Origin of the sequence: Streptomyces sp. SID12488 (assembly GCF_010548275.1) — a bacterium.
Classification (GTDB): domain Bacteria; phylum Actinomycetota; class Actinomycetes; order Streptomycetales; family Streptomycetaceae; genus Streptomyces.
Genome location: NZ_JAAGLT010000038.1, coordinates 17,955 through 36,752, shown reverse-complemented (window position 1 = coordinate 36,752; position 18,798 = coordinate 17,955). Strand labels below are relative to the sequence as shown.

Genomic DNA, 18,798 nt, shown 5'->3' with positions numbered 1-18,798 from the left:
GGGGCCTCTAAGACATGGGACTCGAAGAAAAACTGCCGAGCGGATTCCTGCTGACCACCGTCGAGCAGGCCGCGGGCTGGGTGCGCAAGGCGTCCGTCTTCCCCGCCACGTTCGGACTCGCCTGCTGTGCCATCGAGATGATGACCACCGGCGCGGGCCGCTACGACCTGGCGCGCTTCGGCATGGAGGTCTTCCGCGGCTCACCCCGCCAGGCGGACCTGATGATCGTGGCCGGCCGGGTCAGCCAGAAGATGGCGCCGGTACTGCGGCAGGTCTACGACCAGATGCCCAACCCCAAGTGGGTGATCTCCATGGGGGTCTGCGCCTCGTCGGGCGGCATGTTCAACAACTACGCCATCGTGCAGGGCGTCGACCACATCGTCCCGGTCGACATCTATCTGCCCGGTTGCCCGCCACGGCCCGAGATGCTGATCGACGCGATCCTCAAGCTCCACCAGAAGATCCAGAGCTCCAAGCTCGGCGTGAACGCCGAGGAGGCGGCCCGCGAGGCGGAGGAGGCCGCGCTCAAGGCACTCCCCACGATCGAGATGAAGGGGCTGCTGCGATGAGCGACGCGAACGGCACCGGAGCAGGCAGGCCGGCCGAGGGGGTCAACCCCGAGAAGGACCTCGCCGCCTCCAACCTCCCCGGCCAGCGCGGCGACGGCGGCGAGGAGATCCGCGTCCAGCGCGGCATGTTCGGCGCCAACAACGGTGGCGACACGTCCGGTTACGGCGGCCTGGTCCGCTCGGTCCGGCTCCCGGGAGCCTCGGCGCGGCCGTACGGCGGCTGGTTCGACGAGGTCGCCGACGAACTCGAGGGCGCCCTGGAGGAACAGGGACTGGTCCCCGAGAACGTGATCGAGAAGACGGTCGTCGACCGCGACGAGCTGACGTTCCACGTCGAACGCGCGTACCTGCTCGGTGTCGCCCAGACCCTGCGCGACGACCCTGCCCTGCGCTTCGAACTCTGCACGGGCGTGAGCGGAGTCCACTACCTGCAGGACAAGGGCCGCGAGCTGCACGCCGTCTACCACCTGCGCTCGATCACCCACAACAGGCTGATCCGCCTCGAAGTCAGCGCCCCGGACAGCGACCCGCACGTCCCGTCCCTGGTCTCCGTCTATCCGACGAACGACTGGCACGAACGCGAGACCTACGACTTCTTCGGGATCATCTTCGACGGCCACCCGGCCCTCACGCGGATCATGATGCCGGACGACTGGCCGGGTCACCCGCAGCGCAAGGACTATCCCCTCGGCGGCATCCCCGTCGAGTACAAGGGCGCCCAGATCCCGGCTCCGGACCAGCGGAGGTCGTACTCATGAGCACGCAGCACGCAACTCCGCGCGAGACCACCGAGGGCACCGTCTACACGGTCACCGGTGGCGACTGGGACGAGGTCGTCCAGTCCGCGGCCCGTGCCGACGACGAGCGCATCGTCGTCAACATGGGCCCGCAGCACCCGTCCACCCACGGCGTGCTCCGCCTCATCCTGGAGATCGACGGCGAGACGGTCACCGAGGCCCGCTGCGGCATCGGCTATCTGCACACCGGCATCGAGAAGAACCTCGAGTTCCGCACGTGGACGCAGGGCACGACCTTCGTCACGCGCATGGACTACCTGACGTCCTTCTTCAACGAGACCGCCTACTGTCTCGCCGTCGAGAAGCTCCTCGGCATCGAGGACCAGATTCCCGACCGCGCCACCCTCATCCGCGTGCTCCTGATGGAGCTCAACCGGCTGTCCTCGCACCTCGTGTGCATCGCCACCGGCGGTATGGAACTCGGCGCGACCACGATCATGATCTACGGATTCCGTGATCGTGAAATGATTCTCGACATCTACGAGCTCATCACGGGCCTGCGGATGAACCACGCGTACATCCGCCCCGGCGGACTCGCCCAGGACCTGCCGCCAGGCGCGGTGGACCACATCCGCGAGTTCGTGAAGAAGATGAGGAAGAACCTTCCCGAGTACGACAAGCTCGCCACCGGGAACCCCATCTTCAAGGCCCGTATGCAGGACGTCGGTTACCTCGACCTGGCCGGCTGCATGGCCCTCGGCGCCACCGGCCCGGTCCTGCGCTCCACCGGCCTCCCGCACGACCTGCGCAAGTCCCAGCCGTACTGCGGCTACGAGACGTTCGACTTCGACATCCCCACCGCCGACTCCTGCGACTCCTACGGACGCTTCCTGATCCGCCTGGAGGAGATGCGCCAGTCGCTCAGGATCGTCGAACAGTGCCTGGACCGGCTGCGGCCCGGCCCGGTCATGGTCACCGACAAGAAGATCGCCTGGCCCGCCCAGCTCGCTCTGGGACCGGACGGCCTGGGGAACTCCCTGGACCACATCAAGAAGATCATGGGCACCTCCATGGAGGCCCTGATCCACCACTTCAAGCTGGTGACCGAGGGTTTCCGCGTCCCGCCGGGACAGGCGTACGCGGCCGTCGAGTCACCCAAGGGCGAACTCGGGGTGCACGCCGTCTCCGACGGAGGCACCCGCCCCTACCGGGTCCACTTCCGGGACCCGTCCTTCACCAACCTGCAGGCGATGGCGGCGATGTGCGAGGGCGGCCAGGTCGCCGACGTCATCGTCGCCGTCGCGTCCATCGACCCCGTGATGGGAGGCGTCGACCGGTGACCACCACCCCCGAGGGCGTCAGCCTGGGCATGCCCCAACTGCCCGCGCCCGCTTACCCGGACGACGTTCGAGCCAGGCTCGAAGCGGACTCCCGCGAGGTCATCGCCCGCTACCCGGACTCCCGGTCCGCCCTCCTGCCGTTGCTGCATCTCGTGCAGTCGGAGGAGGGCCATGTCACGCGCACCGGGATGCGGTTCTGCGCGGACATCCTGGGTCTGACCACGGCCGAGGTCACCGCGGTCGCCACCTTCTACTCCATGTACCGCCGGGGCCCCTCCGGCGACTACCAGGTGGGCGTCTGCACCAACACCCTGTGCGCGGTGCTGGGCGGCGACGCCATCTTCGAGACCCTCCAGGAGCACCTCGGCGTCGCCAACGGCGGTACCACCGAGGACGGCAAGGTCACCCTGGAGCACATCGAGTGCAACGCGGCCTGCGACTTCGCGCCCGTCGTGATGGTCAACTGGGAGTTCTTCGACAACCAGACCCCGGCCAGCGCCAAGCGTCTCGTCGACGACCTGCGCGCGGGGGTGCAGGTGGAACCCACGCGCGGTGCCCCCCTGTGCACGTTCAAGGACACCGCCCGCATCCTGGCGGGCTTCCCCGACACCCGGGACGGGGCCGTCGAGGCGAGCGGCAGCTCCGGCCCCGCCTCGCTGATCGGGCTCCGGCTGGCCAAGGGCGAGAGCCCCGCGCGTGTGGTGCACCCCAGGGGTGGTTCCTCCAAGGCCGCGCCGCCGCACGACCCGTCGTCCGCCGAGCACCTCAGTTCGCACGACGCGCCGCAGGACACGGCGGCTTCCGACCCCTCCCACCCGGCGGGGCCCGTCACCGAGGAGGGGGAGTGATGACATTGGCACCCGAGATCAACGACACCAGCCCCGAGAAGCTGCTCGCACCCGTGCTGTCGGCCTTCTGGGACGAGGACCGGTCCTGGAGCCTCGACGTCTACCGGCGGCACGAAGGGTACGAGGGACTCCGCAAGGCCCTCGCGATGACTCCGGACGACCTCATCGCGTATGTCAAGGAGTCCGGTCTGCGTGGCCGTGGTGGTGCGGGATTCCCCACAGGAATGAAATGGCAGTTCATTCCGCAGGGCGATGGAAAACCACACTATCTAGTTGTCAACGCCGACGAATCGGAGCCGGGAACCTGTAAGGACATCCCGCTCCTCTTCGCGAACCCGCACAGCCTCATCGAGGGCATTGTGATCGCGTGTTATGCCATCAGGTCTTCGCATGCGTTCATCTATCTGCGTGGTGAAGTCGTGCCAGTGCTGCGGCGGTTGCACGAGGCCGTACGTGAGGCCTACGCGGCGGGCTACCTCGGCAAGGACGCACTCGGCAGCGGACTCGACCTCGAACTCACCGTGCACGCGGGCGCGGGCGCGTACATCTGTGGTGAAGAGACCGCACTGCTCGACTCGCTCGAAGGCCGCCGGGGTCAACCGCGGCTCCGTCCCCCCTTTCCTGCCGTCGCAGGGCTCTATGCGTGCCCAACTGTTGTAAATAACGTCGAGTCGATCGCGTCGGTTCCCGCGATTCTGCAAAAGGGAAAAGAATGGTTCCGGTCGATGGGAAGCGAGAAGTCCCCGGGCTTCACGCTCTACTCGCTCAGCGGCCATGTCACCAGTCCGGGCCAGTACGAGGCCCCGCTCGGCATCACGCTCCGCCAACTCCTCGACATGAGCGGCGGGATGCGCTCCGGCCACCGGCTGAAGTTCTGGACACCGGGCGGCTCCTCGACACCGATGTTCACCGACGAGCACCTCGACGTCCCTCTTGACTACGAAGGAGTGGGCGCCGCGGGTTCCATGCTCGGCACAAAAGCACTCCAGTGCTTCGACGAGACCACCTGCGTCGTCCGGGCGGTCACCCGCTGGACCGAGTTCTACGCCCACGAGTCCTGCGGCAAGTGCACGCCCTGCCGTGAAGGGACGTACTGGCTCGTGCAGTTGCTGCGCGACATCGAGGCCGGCAAGGGCGTCATGTCCGACCTCGACAAGCTGAACGACATCGCCGACAACATCAACGGCAAGTCCTTCTGCGCTCTCGGGGACGGCGCCGCCTCGCCGATCTTCTCCTCCCTCAAGTACTTCCGCGAGGAGTACGAGGACCACATCACGGGCCGGGGCTGCCCCTTCGACCCGGCCAAGTCCACGGCCTGGGCCGACCGCACGGAGGTGAACGCATGACGGTGACCACGAGCGCTCCCTCCGGAGGGGGCGACGCGGCGGTCCCGCCGGAAGATCTCGTCTCGCTGAAGATCGACGGCATCGACATCAGCGTGCCCAAGGGCACCCTGGTGATCCGCGCCGCCGAACAGCTCGGCATCGAGATCCCGCGCTTCTGCGACCACCCCCTCCTCGACCCGGCCGGCGCCTGCCGCCAGTGCATCGTCGAGGTCGAGGGCCAGCGCAAGCCCATGGCGTCCTGCACGATCACCTGTACGGACGGGATGGTCGTCAAGACTCACCTCACCTCGCCGGTGGCCGAAAAGGCCCAGCACGGTGTGATGGAGCTGCTCCTCATCAACCACCCGCTCGACTGCCCGGTCTGCGACAAGGGCGGCGAGTGCCCCCTGCAGAACCAGGCCATGTCGCACGGACAGTCGGAGTCCCGCTTCGAGGGCAAGAAGCGGACCTACGAGAAGCCCGTACCGATCTCCACACAGGTGCTGCTCGACCGCGAGCGGTGCGTGCTGTGCGCCCGCTGCACCCGCTTCTCCAACCAGATCGCGGGCGACCCGATGATCGAGCTGATCGAGCGCGGCGCGCTCCAGCAGGTCGGCACCGGTGAGGGAGACCCCTTCGAGTCGTACTTCTCCGGGAACACGATCCAGATCTGCCCGGTCGGCGCGCTGACCTCGGCGGCGTATCGCTTCCGCTCCCGCCCCTTCGACCTCGTCTCCTCGCCCTCGGTGTGCGAGCACTGCTCCGGCGGCTGCGCCACCCGCACCGACCACCGGCGCGGCAAGGTCATGCGGCGCCTGGCGGCCAACGAGCCAGAGGTCAACGAGGACTGGATCTGCGACAAGGGACGCTTCGGCTTCCGCTACGCGCAGAAGCCCGACCGGCTCCAGACGCCCCTCGTCCGCAACGCCGACGGCGTCCTGGAGCCCGCCTCCTGGCCCGAGGCGCTGGAGGCGGCGGCACAGGGACTCCTCGCGGCCCGCAGCCGTACGGGCGTTCTCACCGGCGGCCGGCTCACCGTCGAGGACGCCTACGCGTACAGCAAGTTCGCGCGCGTGGCCCTCGACACCAACGACATCGACTTCCGCGCGCGCGTGCACAGCGCCGAGGAGGCCGACTTCCTGGCCGCCCGGGTCGGCGGACGCGGACGCGACCTCGACGGTACGGGTGTCACGTACACCTCCCTGGAGAAGGCGCCCGCGGTCCTGCTCGTCGGGTTCGAGTCCGAGGAGGAGGCGCCCGGTGTCTTCCTGCGGCTGCGCAAGGCCTGGCGGGGACACGGACAGAAGGTCTTCTCGCTCGCCACGCACGCGACGCGCGGCCTGGAGAAGGCCGGCGGCACGCTGCTCCCCGCCGCCCCCGGCACCGAGACCGAGTGGCTTGACGCGCTCGGGAGCGGGTTCGGGCTGGAGGAGAGCGGGGTGACCGCCGCCGAGGCGCTGCGCACCGAGGGCGCGGTGATCGTCGTGGGAGAGCGGCTGGCCGCTGTGGCGGGCGGTCTCACCGCCGCCGTACGGGCGGCTTCCACGACCGGCGCCCAGCTGGTGTGGATCCCGCGCCGGGCGGGGGAGCGCGGGGCCGTCGAGGCCGGCGCGCTGCCGTCCCTGCTGCCGGGCGGGCGTCCGGCGACCGACCCGCGCGCGAGGGACGAGGTCGCCGTCGCCTGGGGCGTGGCCGAGCTTCCGCACCGCTTCGGCCGTGACACCGGCCAGATCGTCGAGGCCGCCGCCGGAGGCGAGTTGCAGGCCCTGGTGGTCGCCGGCGTCGAGGTCGCCGACCTGCCGGATCCGCCGCGCGCGCGTGAAGCGCTTCGTGAGGTGGGCTTCCTGGTGTCGCTGGAACTGCGGCCCAGCGAGGTCACCGAGAACGCCGACGTCGTACTCCCGGTCGCCGCGGTCGCCGAGAAGGCGGGCACCTTCCTCAACTGGGAGGGCCGGGGCCGTCCCTTCGAGGCCGCGCTCAAGCCCGACCAGATGACCCGGCGTGTCGCGCCGTCCGACGCCCGTGTGCTCCAGATGCTGGCCGACGCCATGGACGTACACCTGGGACTGCCGGATCTGCGGACCGCGCGGGCCGAACTGGACCGACTCGGGTCCTGGGACGGGACGCGGGCCACCAACCCCCTGGAGATCGGTGCCCAGTTGCCACGTCCGGCCGTAGGAGAAGCGGTCCTCGCCGGGCACCGGCTGCTGCTCGACCAGGGGCGTCTCCAGGAGGGCGACGACGCGCTCGCCGGGACGCGGCACGCCGCACACGCGCGCGTGTCGGCCGCCACGGCGGCCGAAGCCGGGGTCAAGGAGGGCGATCTGCTCGCCGTGACCGGTGCCACCGGGACGGTCGAACTCCCCCTCAGGGTCACCGAGATGCCCGACCGCGTGGTCTGGCTGCCGCTGAACTCCACCGGAGGCGGCGTCGCCTCCGACACCGGGGCGCTGCCCGGCGCACTCGTCCGCATCGGCCCGGCGACCCTCGCCTCCGACGCACCCAAGGAGGTGGAGGCATGAGCCCGTACCTCGCCGCTGAAGACCTTTCCCTGTTCGGCACCGACCCGTGGTGGCTGGTCGTCGTCAAGGCGGTCTTCTGCTTCGCCTTCCTGATGATCACCGTGCTGTTCTCCATCGTGTGGGAACGCAAGGTCGTCGCCTGGATGCAGCTGCGCATCGGCCCCAACCGGCACGGCCCCTGGGGCATGCTCCAGTCGCTCGCCGACGGCGTGAAACTGATGCTCAAGGAAGACCTGATCGTCAAGCGCGCGGACAAGGTCGTCTACATCATCGCGCCGGTCATCGCGGCCATCCCGGCCTTCATGGCGATCGCGGTCATCCCCTTCGGACCGGCCGGCAACGAGGTCTCGATCTTCGGCACCCGTACGACGATGCAGCTCACCGACCTGCCGATCGCGATGCTCTACATCCTCGCGGTCGCCTCGGTCGGCATCTACGGCATCGTGCTCGCGGGCTGGAGTTCCGGATCCACCTACCCCCTGCTGGGCGGTCTGCGGTCCTGCGCCCAGATGATCTCGTACGAGATCGCCATGGGCGCCGCCTTCGCCTCGGTGTTCCTCTACTCCGGGTCGATGTCGACCTCGACCATCGTCGAACAGCAGCACGACCGCTGGTACATCGTCCTGCTGCCGGTCTCCTTCCTCATCTACGTCGTGACGATGATCGGCGAGACCAACCGCGCCCCCTTCGACATGCCGGAGTCCGAGGGCGACCTGGTCGGCGGCTTCAACACCGAGTACTCGTCGATCAAGTTCGCGCTGTTCATGCTCGCCGAGTACGTCAACATGGTGACCGTCTCGGCCGTGTCGGTGACGCTCTTCCTGGGCGGCTGGCGGGCTCCCTACCCCATCAGCACCTTCTGGGAGGGCGCCAACCACGGCTGGTGGCCGATGCTCTGGTTCGTCATCAAGGTGCAGCTGCTGCTGTTCTTCTTCATCTGGCTGCGCGGCACCCTCCCGCGCGTGCGCTACGACCAGCTGATGAAGCTCGGCTGGAAGGTCCTGATCCCGGTCTCGCTGGTCTGGCTGATGCTCGTCGCGACCGTACGGACCCTGCGCAACGAGAACTACGACTTCGCCGACATCGCCCTCTACGTCGGCGGCGGTGTCCTCGCCCTGCTGCTGCTCTCCTTCGTGGTCGACATCTTCCGCGACCGGGGCAAGGCGGAGCAGGCAGCCGCTGCCGAACCCGTCGCCTTCGACCCGATGGCGGGCGGATTCCCCGTACCGCCACTGCCGGGACAGGAGGCGCCGGCGGTGCCACGCAGGCGCCCGCGCCGTGAGCGCGAGTTGATTGTCAGTGGTGGGCCCGATACTGGCAGTGACGGATCTCTGGATGGAAAGGAGGCGTCCGATGGCTGAGGAGCCAAAGGAGACCGGGCAGTCGAAGCCCGGCTTCCAGAACCCCGTGGCCGGCTTCGGCGTGACCTTCAAGGCCATGTTCAAGAAGCGGCTGACCGAGCAGTACCCCGAGCAGGAGAAGACCACCGCTCCCCGGTTCCACGGACGGCACCAGCTCAACCGCCATCCGGACGGCCTGGAGAAGTGCGTCGGCTGCGAACTGTGCGCCTGGGCCTGCCCCGCGGACGCCATCTATGTGGAGGGCGCCGACAACACCGACGAGGAGCGCTACTCGCCGGGTGAGCGGTACGGCGCGGTCTACCAGATCAACTACGCCCGCTGCATCCTGTGCGGGCTGTGCATCGAGGCGTGCCCCACGCGCGCGTTGACGATGACGAACGAGTTCGAGCTGGCCGACAGCAGCCGCGCCAACCTCATCTACACCAAGGAACAGCTGCTCGCCGGACTCGACGAGGGCATGGTCGAATCGCCCCACTCGATCTTCCCGGGCACCGACGAGCAGGACTACTACCAGGGGCTGGTCACCGAGGCCGCCCCCGGCACGGTGCGTCAGGTAGCCGTCTCCAGGGGCGAGAAGCCCGAGGAAGAGGGGGTGGGAGCATGAGCGCGCAGCTCGCCGCCGCAGCCACTCTTTCTGCCGGCACCTCCACGGGTGAGGCCTTCCAGTTCTGGGTGCTCGGCACCGTAGCCGTAGCCGGCGCCCTGTGCACCGTCTTCATGAGGCGGGCCGTGCACAGCGCGCTCTGTCTCGCCGCAACCATGATCATCCTGGCGGTGTTCTACCTGGCCAACGGCGCCTACTTCCTGGGCGTCGTCCAGATCGTCGTCTACACCGGCGCGATCATGATGCTGTTCCTCTTCGTGGTCATGCTCGTCGGTGTCACCGCCGCGGACTCCCTCAAGGAGACCATCAAGGGCCAGCGCTGGCTGGCCCTGCTGTGCGGGCTCGGCTTCGGCGTCCTCCTGGTCGCGGGCATCGGAAACGCCTCCCTGAAGGAGTTCGCCGGCCTCGGCCAGGCCAACGCGAACGGCAACGTGGAGGGCCTGGCCGCCCTCATCTTCACGAAGTACGTGTTCGCCTTCGAGATCACCGGTGCCCTGCTGATCACGGCCGCCGTCGGCGCCATGGTGCTCACGCACCGCGAGCGCACCGAGCGCGCCAAGACCCAGCGCGAGATGTCGGAAGAGCGCGTGCGGGGCAAGCACCTGCCACCGCTGCCCGCCCCCGGTGTGTACGCCCGGCACAACGCGGTGGACGTCGCGGGCCTGCTGCCCGACGGCACCCCGGCCGAACTGTCGGTCATGCAGACGCTGCGTCAGCGCGGCCAGATCCGTGATGTGTCCGCCGAGGCCATCAACGACCTCAAGGCCCTGGAACAGCGCGCCGAGGACCGTCTGGAGCGCACCAACATCGGACCGGCCAGTAGTGCAGCCGGTCGCTCGGACAGCGGGGAGGCGTCGAAGTGAACCCGGTCAACTACCTGTATCTCGCCGCCCTGTTGTTCACGATCGGCGCCACCGGTGTCCTGATCAGGCGCAACGCGATCGTCGTCTTCATGTGCATCGAGCTGATGCTCAACGCCTGCAACCTCGCGTTCGTCACCTTCTCCCGGATGCACGGCAATCTCGACGGGCAGGTCATCGCCTTCTTCACGATGGTCGTCGCCGCCGCGGAGGTCGTCGTCGGGCTCGCGATCATCGTGTCCCTGTTCCGTTCCCGCCACTCGGCCTCGGTCGACGACGCCAGCCTGATGAAGCTGTAAGGGGTCGCTGAACCGTGAACGCTGAGAATCTGATTGCGCTGCTGGTGGCGGCGCCTCTGCTCGGAGCGGCCGTACTGCTGTGCGGCGGCCGGCGGCTGGACGCCGTCGGCCACTGGATCGGCACGGCGCTGGCCGCCGGCTCCTTCGTGATCGGCGTGGTCCTCTTCGTCGACATGCTGGGCAAGGACGCCGAGCACCGCGCCCTGATGCAGCACCTGTTCAGCTGGGTCCCTGTCGAGGGCTTCCAGGCCGACGTCGCCTTCCAGCTCGACCAACTGTCGATGACGTTCGTCCTGCTGATCACCGGCGTCGGCTCGCTGATCCACGTGTACTCGATCGGGTACATGGAGCACGACGAGCGGCGCCGCCGCTTCTTCGGCTATCTGAACCTGTTCCTCGCGGCGATGCTGCTGCTCGTCCTCGCCGACAACTACCTGCTGCTGTACGTCGGCTGGGAGGGCGTCGGCCTCGCCTCGTTCCTCCTGATCGGCTTCTGGCAGCACAAGCCCAGCGCCGCGACCGCCGCGAAGAAGGCGTTCCTGGTCAACCGTGTCGGCGACATGGGCCTGTCGATCGCCATCATGCTGATGTTCACCACCTTCGGGACCTTCACCTTCGGGCCGGTCCTCGAAGCCACCGGTGAGACGGGTGAGGGCAAGCTCACCGCCATCGCCCTGATGCTGCTGCTCGCAGCCTGCGGCAAGTCCGCCCAGGTGCCGCTGCAGTCCTGGCTCGGGGACGCGATGGAGGGCCCGACCCCGGTCTCGGCCCTCATCCACGCGGCGACGATGGTGACCGCGGGCGTGTACCTGATCGTCCGGTCCGGGGAGATCTTCAACGCGGCGCCCGACGCCCAGTTGGTGGTCACCGTGGTCGGTGCCGTCACGCTCCTCTTCGGTGCGATCGTCGGTTGCGCGAAGGACGACATCAAGAAGGCGCTGGCCGGCTCGACCATGTCGCAGATCGGCTACATGATCCTCGCGTCCGGCCTCGGCCCCATCGGCTACGTCTTCGCGATCATGCACCTGGTGACCCACGGCTTCTTCAAGGCCGGACTGTTCCTCGGCGCCGGCTCGGTCATGCACGGCATGAACGACGAGGTCGACATGAGGAAGTACGGCGGCCTGCGCAAGCACATGCCCGTCACCTTCGTGACCTTCGGCCTCGGCTACCTCGCCATCATCGGCTTCCCGGGTCTGTCCGGCTTCTTCTCCAAGGACAAGATCATCGAGGCGGCGTTCGCCAAGGGTGGCACCGAGGGCTGGATCCTCGGCGGCGTGGCTCTGCTCGGCGCGGCCATCACCGCGTACTACATGACGCGAGTGATGCTGATGACGTTCTTCGGCGAGAAGCGCTGGCAGCCCGACGAGAATGGCAACGAGCCGCACCCGCACGAGTCCCCGAAGTCCATGACGATCCCCATGATCGTGCTGGCCTTCGGGTCGGTCTTCGCGGGCGGGATCTTCGGCATCGGCGACCGCTTCCTGAACTGGCTGGAGCCCGTCACCGAGCACGCGCACGGACACCCGCCGATCAGCGCCCTCACGGTCACGCTGGCCACCATGGTCGTGCTCGTCATCGGCGTCGGTACCGCGTACGCCCAGTACGGGCGCCGTCCGGTCCCGGTCGTCGCTCCGCGCGGATCGCTGCTCACCCGGGCCGCCCGGCGCGACCTCCTCCAGGACGACTTCAACCACGTCGTCCTCGTACGCGGCGGAGAGCACCTCACACGCTCCCTGGTGTACGTCGACCACACCCTGGTCGACGGGGTCGTCAACGGCACGGCGGCCTCCATGGGCGGCCTCTCCGGACGGCTCCGCAAGCTGCAGAACGGCTACGCGCGCTCGTACGCGGTCTCGATGTTCGGGGGTGCGGCGATCCTCATCGCCGCGACCCTGCTGATGAGGGCGGTCTGATACCGATGTCCTTTCCCCTCCTGACAGCGACGGCGGCGCTCCCGGCCCTCGGGGCGATCGCCACGGCGGCCGTACCGGCCGCGCGGCGCACCGCCGCCAAGTGGCTGGCGCTGCTCGTCTCGCTCGCCACGCTGGTGCTCGCCGCGGTCGTCCTGGTGCGCTTCGACCCGGGCGGCGACCGCTACCAGCTCACCGAATCCCGCGCCTGGATCAAGGACTTCGGGGTGCGGTACGAGCTGGGTGTGGACGGCATCGCCGTGGTGCTCATCGCGCTGACCGCACTGCTGATCCCGTTCGTGATCCTGGCCGGCTGGCACGACGCCGACCCCCTGGAGACCGGGGACGCATCTCTTAGCAGCTTCGCTGCGGGGCGCTGGCGGCCAACCCAGGGCTTCTTCGCGCTGATCCTGGCCGTCGAGGCGATGGTGATCATCTCCTTCGAGGCCACCGACGTCTTCCTCTTCTACATCTTCTTCGAAGCCATGCTCATCCCGATGTACTTCCTCATCGGCGGCTTCGGGGACCGTGCCCACGAGCACGGCGAGGAGACGGCGTCCACCCAACGCTCGTATGCGGCCGTGAAGTTCCTCCTCTACAACCTCGTCGGCGGCCTGATCATGCTGGCTGCGGTGATCGGCCTCTATGTGGTGGCCGGGAACTTCTCGCTCACGCAGATCGCCGCCGCACGGGCCGACGGCTCGTTGCACATGGCGACGAACACCGAACGCTGGCTGTTCCTGGGCTTCTTCTTCGCCTTCGCGGTGAAGGCGCCGCTGTGGCCGCTGCACACCTGGCTGCCCAACGCCATGGGGGAGGCCACCACGCCGGTCGCCGTGCTGATCACGGCGGTCGTCGACAAGGTGGGCACCTTCGCGATGCTCCGCTTCTGCCTCCAGCTGTTCCCGGAGGCGTCGAAGTGGGCGACGCCCGTCATCCTCGTACTGGCGCTGATCAGCATCATCTACGGGGCGCTGCTCGCGGTCGGGCAGCGGGACATCAAGCGGCTGGTCGCGTACGCGTCGATCTCGCACTTCGGGTTCATCGTCCTGGGCATCTTCGCGATGACCAGCCAGGGCCAGTCGGGCGCGACGCTGTACATGGTCAACCACGGGATCTCGACGGCCGCGTTGATGCTGGTGGCCGGCTTCCTGATCTCGCGGCGCGGCTCGCGGCTCATCGCCGACTACGGAGGCGTCCAGAAGGTCGCCCCGGTGCTCGCCGGCACGTTCCTGATCGGTGGGCTCGCGACCCTGTCGCTCCCGGGCCTCGCGCCCTTCGTGAGCGAGTTCCTGGTCCTGGTCGGCACGTTCGCGCGCTACCCGGTGGTCGGCATCATCGCCACCTTCGGCATCGTCCTCGCCGCGCTCTACACCCTCGTCCTCTACCAGAGGACGATGACGGGCCCGGTGAAGGCGGAGGTCGCCGAGATGCCGGATCTCAGGCTGCGTGAACTCGTGGTCGTGACGCCACTGATCGTCCTGCTGATCTTCCTGGGCGTCTATCCGAAGCCCTTGACGGACATCGTCAACCCGGCGGTCAAGCAGACCATGTCCGACGTCCAGAAGAAGGACCCCCAGCCCGAGGTGGAGGCGGCCAAGTGAGCGCAGCAGCCGTCCACAGCCTGTGGACAACGGCGGCCGATCCGATTTCCAAGATCGACGCGCCGAAGATCGAATACGGGCAGTTGTCGCCCACCCTGATCGTCATCGGTGCGGCGATCGTCGGGATCCTGGTCGAGGCGTTCGTGCCCCGCAAATCCCGCTACTACGTACAGCTGTTCGTGTCCGTCGTCGCCCTCGCCGCCGCGTTCGCCGCGGTCGTGGGGCTCGCGACGAGCGGGTACGGCACCACCAAGGCCGGCATCGCGGCCATGGGCGCGATCGCAGTCGACGGGCCCGCACTGTTCCTGCAGGGCACGATCCTGCTCGCGGGACTCGTCGGACTGTTCACCTTCGCCGAACGGCGCCTCGACCCCGAGGCCCACGGCAACCGCGTCGACTCGTTCGCGGCGCAGGGCGCGTCCGTGCCGGGCAGCGACAGCGAACAGGCCGCGGTGAAAGCCGGGTTCACCACCACCGAGGTGTTCCCGCTGCTGCTGTTCGCGATCGGCGGCATGCTGGTCTTCCCCTCGGCCAACGACCTGCTGACCCTGTTCGTGGCCCTGGAAGTCTTCTCGCTCCCGCTGTACCTGCTGTGCGCCCTGGCCCGCCGCAAGCGGCTCATGTCGCAGGAGGCCGCGGTCAAGTACTTCCTGCTCGGCGCCTTCGCCTCCGCGTTCACCCTGTTCGGCATCGCCCTGCTGTACGGCTACGCGGGCTCGGTGTCGTACGGAACGATCGCCCAGGTCGTCGACGGCACCATCAAGAACGTCGACCCGGCACTCGCCGACACCATGGGCAACGACGCGCTGCTGCTCATCGGCGCCGCGATGATCGTCATGGGTCTGCTGTTCAAGGTCGGCGCCGTGCCGTTCCACATGTGGACGCCGGACGTGTACCAGGGCGCGCCCACCCCGGTGACGGGCTTCATGGCGGCGGCGACGAAGGTGGCGGCGTTCGGCGCGCTGCTGCGGCTGCTGTACGTCGTGCTGCCGGGCCTGCGCTGGGACTGGCGGCCGGTCATGATGGGCGTCGCGGTCGTCACCATGCTGGGCGGCGCGATCGTCGCGATCACCCAGACCGACATCAAGCGGCTGCTGGCCTACTCGTCCATCGCGCACGCCGGGTTCATCCTCGCGGGTGTCATCGCGATGACACCGGACGGGGTCTCCTCCGTCCTGTTCTATCTGGGCGCGTACTCGTTCGTCACGATCGGGGCGTTCGCCGTGGTCACCCTGGTGCGGGACGCCGGGGGAGAGGCGACCCACCTGTCCAAGTGGGCGGGGCTGGGACGCCGTTCGCCGCTGGTGGCCGCCGTGTTCGCGGTGTTCCTGCTGGCTTTCGCCGGAATTCCGCTGACCTCCGGCTTCGCCGGGAAGTTCGCCGTGTTCAAGGCGGCGGCCGAGGGCGGCGCGGGATCGCTGGTGGTGGTCGGTGTGATCTCGTCGGCGATCGCCGCGTTCTTCTACATCAGGGTGATCGTGCTGATGTTCTTCAGCGAGCCCCGGCCCGACGGCCCCACCGTCGCCGTGCCGTCGCCGCTGACCATGACGGCGATCGGGGTGGGGGTGGCGGTCACCGTGGTGCTGGGTGTGGCGCCGCAGTACTTCCTCGACCTGGCGAACCAGGCGGGCGTCTTCGTGCGCTGAGCAGCGGTTTCGCGGATTGCGCAGGGCCCCGGTCTCCTTGTGGGACCGGGGCCCTGCGCGTGTTCATGGCGTCGGGCACGTCACCGTGGGATTCCAGCGGGCGAACGTGCCGCTGGGGTTGTTCTTCCAGACCCAGGCGTGCAGGTCGTAGTGGATCGGCATGCCGGGCGCGTGGCCGAGCATCGGACCGTCGAAGGGGACACCGAACATGCTGGGCCGGTCGTCGTCGGTCGCCAGATCCTGGTCCTTGTCCACCACGATCCACTCCGCGGCGACGAGCCTGCGCGAGTCGGCGTCGGCGCTCGGGGTGCCGACAGGCGGAGTGCCCCCGTCCGGCGTGTCGAGGCCGTCGACCCAGCTCGCGTCGGACGCCTCGTCCATCCAGTCCTCGTTGGCCCTGTCCTCGTACAGCAGAGCGGCCGGCTTCGCTGGATCGAGTGAACCGTAGAGCTTCTCGTTGATGTAGTGGAAGCCCATCCCACCCAGTGTCGGGTGGGCTCCGCAGAAGACGGGCTTGTAGCCGTCCGCGACCGCGGACGGGGCGTACTGGTACTTCGCGGTGCCTTCGAGCGTCTTTGCCGACTCGGTCCAGACCGTGGGGTCGGCGGGGTCGACCGGCGCGGAGTGCGCGGGGGCGACGGCCAGGGAGAGGGATGCGGCGGCCGTGGCGAGGGCGACGGCGACCTTGAGCTGGCGGCGGGGCATGTGGGCACTCCTTGAGCGGGAGAGGCGCACGGGAGGGCGCCGGTCCGAGAGGCGCACACGGGGCGCCGGTCCGTTCGGCGGGCCTCCCCTTGTCCCGCCCGAGCAGCATGTCCCGGGGCCTTCGGAGGCGCCACGCGAAGGGGCCCGATGGGCTGAACACCCCGGCCCGGGGGAGAGGCCCGGTGCAACGGGACAGGGGTGCGGCAGGGCTGCCTGTGGATAACTCCGGGGCTGTCGGTGCGGGCCCCTATGGTGGACGCAGTGGTCGAGGCGCGACGTACGGGGGACACGACGATGAGCGCGATGAGCGTGATGGGCGGGTCGGGTGTGATGACGGAAGCCGGAGAGGGTCCGGGAGCGGTCGGGGCGGAGGGCAGCGAGGCGCTGGCCACGCTGCACCGGGTCTTCGGGTACGACTCCTTCCGCGGCGAGCAGGCAGCCGTCATCGAGCATGTGGTGGCGGGCGGCGACGCCGTCGTCCTGATGCCGACCGGTGGCGGCAAGTCGCTCTGCTACCAGATTCCGTCCCTGGTCAGACCGGGTACGGGGATCGTCGTCTCGCCGCTCATCGCGCTGATGCAGGACCAGGTGGACGCACTGCGGGCGCTCGGTGTGCGGGCCGGGTTCATGAACTCCACGCAGGACTTCGACGAGCGGCGGGTCGTGGAGGCCGAGTTCCTGGCCGGAGAGCTGGACCTCCTGTACCTGGCTCCGGAGCGGCTGCGTCTGGAGTCGTCACTGGACCTGCTCTCACGCGGGAAGATCGCTGTTTTCGCCATCGACGAGGCACACTGCGTCTCGTCGTGGGGGCACGACTTCCGGCCCGACTACCTGGCGCTGTCGTTGCTGGGCGAGCGCTGGCCGGACGTCCCGCGGATCGCGCTCACGGCGACGGCCACGCACGCCACGCACCAGGAGATCACCCAGCGGCTGGGCATGCCGGACGCCCGTCACTTCGTGGCGAGTTTCGACCGGCCCAACATCCAGTACCGGATCGTTCCCAAGGCCGACCCCAAGAAGCAGCTGCTGTCCTTCCTGAAGGAGGAGCACGCGGGCGACGCCGGCATCGTCTACTGCCTCTCGCGGAACTCCGTGGAGCGCACGGCGGAGTTCCTGTCCGCCAACGGCGTGCGGGCGGTGCCGTACCACGCGGGACTGGACGCGGGCACGCGTGCGGCTCACCAGTCACGCTTCCTGCGGGAGGACGGTCTCGTCGTCGTGGCGACCATCGCCTTCGGCATGGGCATCGACAAACCCGATGTCCGGTTCGTCGCCCACTACGACCTGCCCAAGTCCGTCGAGGGCTACTACCAGGAGACGGGCCGCGCGGGACGCGACGGACTGCCGTCCACCGCCTGGATGGCGTACGGACTGAACGACGTCATACAGCAACGGAAACTGATCCAGGGCGGGGACGGCGACGAGGCGCACCGGCGCAGGTCCGCCGCCCACCTGGACGCGATGCTGGCCCTGTGCGAGACGGTGCAGTGCCGACGCAGTCAGCTGCTGGCCTACTTCGGGCAGGACCCGGAGCCGGGTGGTTGCGGCAACTGCGACACGTGCCTGGTGCCACCGGAGACATGGGACGGCACGGTCGCCGCGCAGAAGGTGCTGTCGACGGTGTGGCGGCTGGAGCGTGAGCGGCGGCAGAAGTTCGGCGCGGTGCAGATCGTGGACATTCTGCTGGGTCGGCGGACCGCCAAGGTGATCCAGTTCGACCACGACCAGCTCTCCGTGTTCGGCATCGGCGAGGAACTGGCCGAGGGCGAATGGCGCGGCGTCGTACGGCAGATGCTGGCGCAGGGACTCCTCGCGGTCGAGGGGGAGTACGGGACGCTGGTGCTGACCGAGGAGAGCGGGTCGGTGCTGCGGCGCGAGCGGGACGTGCCCTTGCGGAAGGAACCGAAGAAGGCGGCGACCGCGCGGTCGGCCGGCGGCCGGGGCGAGCGGAAGGCGAAGGCAGCGGCAGCGGCGGCCGAGCTGTCCGCGGAGCTGCAGCCGGCGTTCGAGGCACTGCGGACCTGGCGTGGTGAACAGGCCCGTGAGCAGGGGGTTCCGGCGTACGTCATCTTCCACGATGCCACGCTCAGGGAGATCGTCAGTGTCTGGCCCGAGTCGGTCGCTGAGCTGGGCGGAATCAGCGGGGTGGGCGAGAAGAAGCTCGCCACCTACGGGGAGGGTGTGCTGAAGGCGCTCGCGGCGCTGGGCGGGGCGCCGGCGTCCGGGGCGGGGACCGCGCCCGGCTCCACGGGCAGCGCGGGCGAGGGCGCGAGATCCGGGCCGGCACCGGACCGGGCGGGGCCCGACGACTGGCCCGAGATGGACATGGAGCCCGAGCCGGAGGACTGGATGTAGAGGGTGGAGGGGGCTGGTTATCGGGGGAGTGCGCGGGGCGGGGCCGAAGGCGCGCCCGTTTCCCTCTCCCGGTGCCGGATCGCCTGCCCCGCCCACTGCTCCCTGCTGCC

Annotated in this window: 15 protein-coding genes; 14 read left to right on the top strand and 1 reads right to left on the bottom strand. The window is 68.8% G+C overall.

The features are described 5' to 3' along the window. Positions 1-14 precede the first annotated feature (14 nt). Genes G3I56_RS37585 through nuoN form a run of 13 tightly spaced genes read left to right on the top strand, consistent with a single transcriptional unit; the run spans position 15 to position 15,628 of the window. A complete protein-coding gene (locus G3I56_RS37585; protein WP_006382209.1) occupies positions 15-569 on the top strand; it encodes an NADH-quinone oxidoreductase subunit B in 555 nt (184 codons plus the stop codon). Beyond that, positions 566-1,327 (top strand): NADH-quinone oxidoreductase subunit C, encoded by a 762-nt coding sequence (locus G3I56_RS37580; protein ID WP_164417100.1) that lies wholly within the window; start codon positions 566-568, stop codon positions 1,325-1,327. Before G3I56_RS37585 ends, G3I56_RS37580 begins: the two co-directional genes overlap by 4 nt. Beyond that, entirely contained in the window at positions 1,324-2,646 is a 1,323-nt protein-coding gene (locus tag G3I56_RS37575; RefSeq protein ID WP_164417098.1) for an NADH-quinone oxidoreductase subunit D, read from the top strand. The genes G3I56_RS37580 and G3I56_RS37575 overlap by 4 nt, the downstream gene beginning before the upstream one ends. A gap of 29 nt (positions 2,647-2,675) precedes the next feature. Continuing rightward, complete coding sequence (gene nuoE, locus G3I56_RS37570; protein WP_164417171.1) at positions 2,676-3,494, top strand: NADH-quinone oxidoreductase subunit NuoE; 819 nt, start codon at positions 2,676-2,678, stop codon at positions 3,492-3,494. Beyond that, a complete protein-coding gene (gene nuoF / locus G3I56_RS37565; protein ID WP_343240174.1) occupies positions 3,491-4,840 on the top strand; it encodes an NADH-quinone oxidoreductase subunit NuoF in 1,350 nt (449 codons plus the stop codon). The genes nuoE and nuoF overlap by 4 nt, the downstream gene beginning before the upstream one ends. Beyond that, complete coding sequence (locus G3I56_RS37560; RefSeq protein WP_164417094.1) at positions 4,837-7,341, top strand: NADH-quinone oxidoreductase subunit G; 2,505 nt, start codon at positions 4,837-4,839, stop codon at positions 7,339-7,341. Before nuoF ends, G3I56_RS37560 begins: the two co-directional genes overlap by 4 nt. After that, complete coding sequence (gene nuoH, locus G3I56_RS37555) at positions 7,338-8,702, top strand: NADH-quinone oxidoreductase subunit NuoH (RefSeq protein WP_164417092.1); 1,365 nt, start codon at positions 7,338-7,340, stop codon at positions 8,700-8,702. The genes G3I56_RS37560 and nuoH overlap by 4 nt, the downstream gene beginning before the upstream one ends. Next, complete coding sequence (gene nuoI, locus G3I56_RS37550; protein ID WP_164417090.1) at positions 8,695-9,306, top strand: NADH-quinone oxidoreductase subunit NuoI; 612 nt, start codon at positions 8,695-8,697, stop codon at positions 9,304-9,306. Before nuoH ends, nuoI begins: the two co-directional genes overlap by 8 nt. Further along, on the top strand, positions 9,303-10,169 hold the full coding sequence (locus G3I56_RS37545; protein WP_164417088.1) for an NADH-quinone oxidoreductase subunit J: 867 nt from the start codon (positions 9,303-9,305) through the stop codon (positions 10,167-10,169). Before nuoI ends, G3I56_RS37545 begins: the two co-directional genes overlap by 4 nt. Continuing rightward, complete coding sequence (nuoK, locus tag G3I56_RS37540; RefSeq protein ID WP_046585936.1) at positions 10,166-10,465, top strand: NADH-quinone oxidoreductase subunit NuoK; 300 nt, start codon at positions 10,166-10,168, stop codon at positions 10,463-10,465. The genes G3I56_RS37545 and nuoK overlap by 4 nt, the downstream gene beginning before the upstream one ends. 14 nt (positions 10,466-10,479) lie before the next feature. Then, positions 10,480-12,381 (top strand): NADH-quinone oxidoreductase subunit L, encoded by a 1,902-nt coding sequence (gene nuoL / locus G3I56_RS37535; RefSeq protein WP_164417086.1) that lies wholly within the window; start codon positions 10,480-10,482, stop codon positions 12,379-12,381. Positions 12,382-12,386: 5 nt separating this feature from the next. Then, positions 12,387-13,982: an NADH-quinone oxidoreductase subunit M gene (locus G3I56_RS37530; protein ID WP_164417084.1), complete on the top strand. Its 1,596-nt coding sequence runs from the start codon at positions 12,387-12,389 to the stop codon at positions 13,980-13,982. Further along, the gene (gene nuoN / locus G3I56_RS37525) at positions 13,979-15,628 is read left to right on the top strand and encodes an NADH-quinone oxidoreductase subunit NuoN (RefSeq protein ID WP_164417082.1); all 1,650 of its coding nucleotides are present in this window, start codon (positions 13,979-13,981) and stop codon (positions 15,626-15,628) included. Before G3I56_RS37530 ends, nuoN begins: the two co-directional genes overlap by 4 nt. A 63-nt stretch (positions 15,629-15,691) precedes the next feature. Here nuoN and G3I56_RS37520 read toward each other — a convergent pair whose 3' ends face one another. Next, a complete protein-coding gene (locus G3I56_RS37520) occupies positions 15,692-16,333 on the bottom strand; it encodes a hypothetical protein (RefSeq protein ID WP_164417080.1) in 642 nt (213 codons plus the stop codon). 312 nt (positions 16,334-16,645) lie between these two features. Here G3I56_RS37520 and recQ point away from each other — a divergent pair, with 312 nt between their 5' ends. Beyond that, the gene (gene recQ / locus G3I56_RS37515; protein WP_164417169.1) at positions 16,646-18,688 is read left to right on the top strand and encodes a DNA helicase RecQ; all 2,043 of its coding nucleotides are present in this window, start codon (positions 16,646-16,648) and stop codon (positions 18,686-18,688) included. The last annotated feature ends 110 nt before the right edge of the window (positions 18,689-18,798 follow it).

Coding starts and splice junctions, on each gene's coding strand:
- G3I56_RS37585 (WP_006382209.1), top strand. CDS start 15: ATGGGACTCGAAGAAAAACTGCCGAGCGGATTCCTGCTGACCACCGTC.
- G3I56_RS37580 (WP_164417100.1), top strand. CDS start 566: ATGAGCGACGCGAACGGCACCGGAGCAGGCAGGCCGGCCGAGGGGGTC.
- G3I56_RS37575 (WP_164417098.1), top strand. CDS start 1,324: ATGAGCACGCAGCACGCAACTCCGCGCGAGACCACCGAGGGCACCGTC.
- nuoE (WP_164417171.1), top strand. CDS start 2,676: ATGCCCCAACTGCCCGCGCCCGCTTACCCGGACGACGTTCGAGCCAGG.
- G3I56_RS37560 (WP_164417094.1), top strand. CDS start 4,837: ATGACGGTGACCACGAGCGCTCCCTCCGGAGGGGGCGACGCGGCGGTC.
- nuoH (WP_164417092.1), top strand. CDS start 7,338: ATGAGCCCGTACCTCGCCGCTGAAGACCTTTCCCTGTTCGGCACCGAC.
- nuoI (WP_164417090.1), top strand. CDS start 8,695: ATGGCTGAGGAGCCAAAGGAGACCGGGCAGTCGAAGCCCGGCTTCCAG.
- G3I56_RS37545 (WP_164417088.1), top strand. CDS start 9,303: ATGAGCGCGCAGCTCGCCGCCGCAGCCACTCTTTCTGCCGGCACCTCC.
- G3I56_RS37530 (WP_164417084.1), top strand. CDS start 12,387: ATGTCCTTTCCCCTCCTGACAGCGACGGCGGCGCTCCCGGCCCTCGGG.
- G3I56_RS37520 (WP_164417080.1), bottom strand. CDS start 16,333: ATGCCCCGCCGCCAGCTCAAGGTCGCCGTCGCCCTCGCCACGGCCGCC.
- recQ (WP_164417169.1), top strand. CDS start 16,646: ATGGGCGGGTCGGGTGTGATGACGGAAGCCGGAGAGGGTCCGGGAGCG.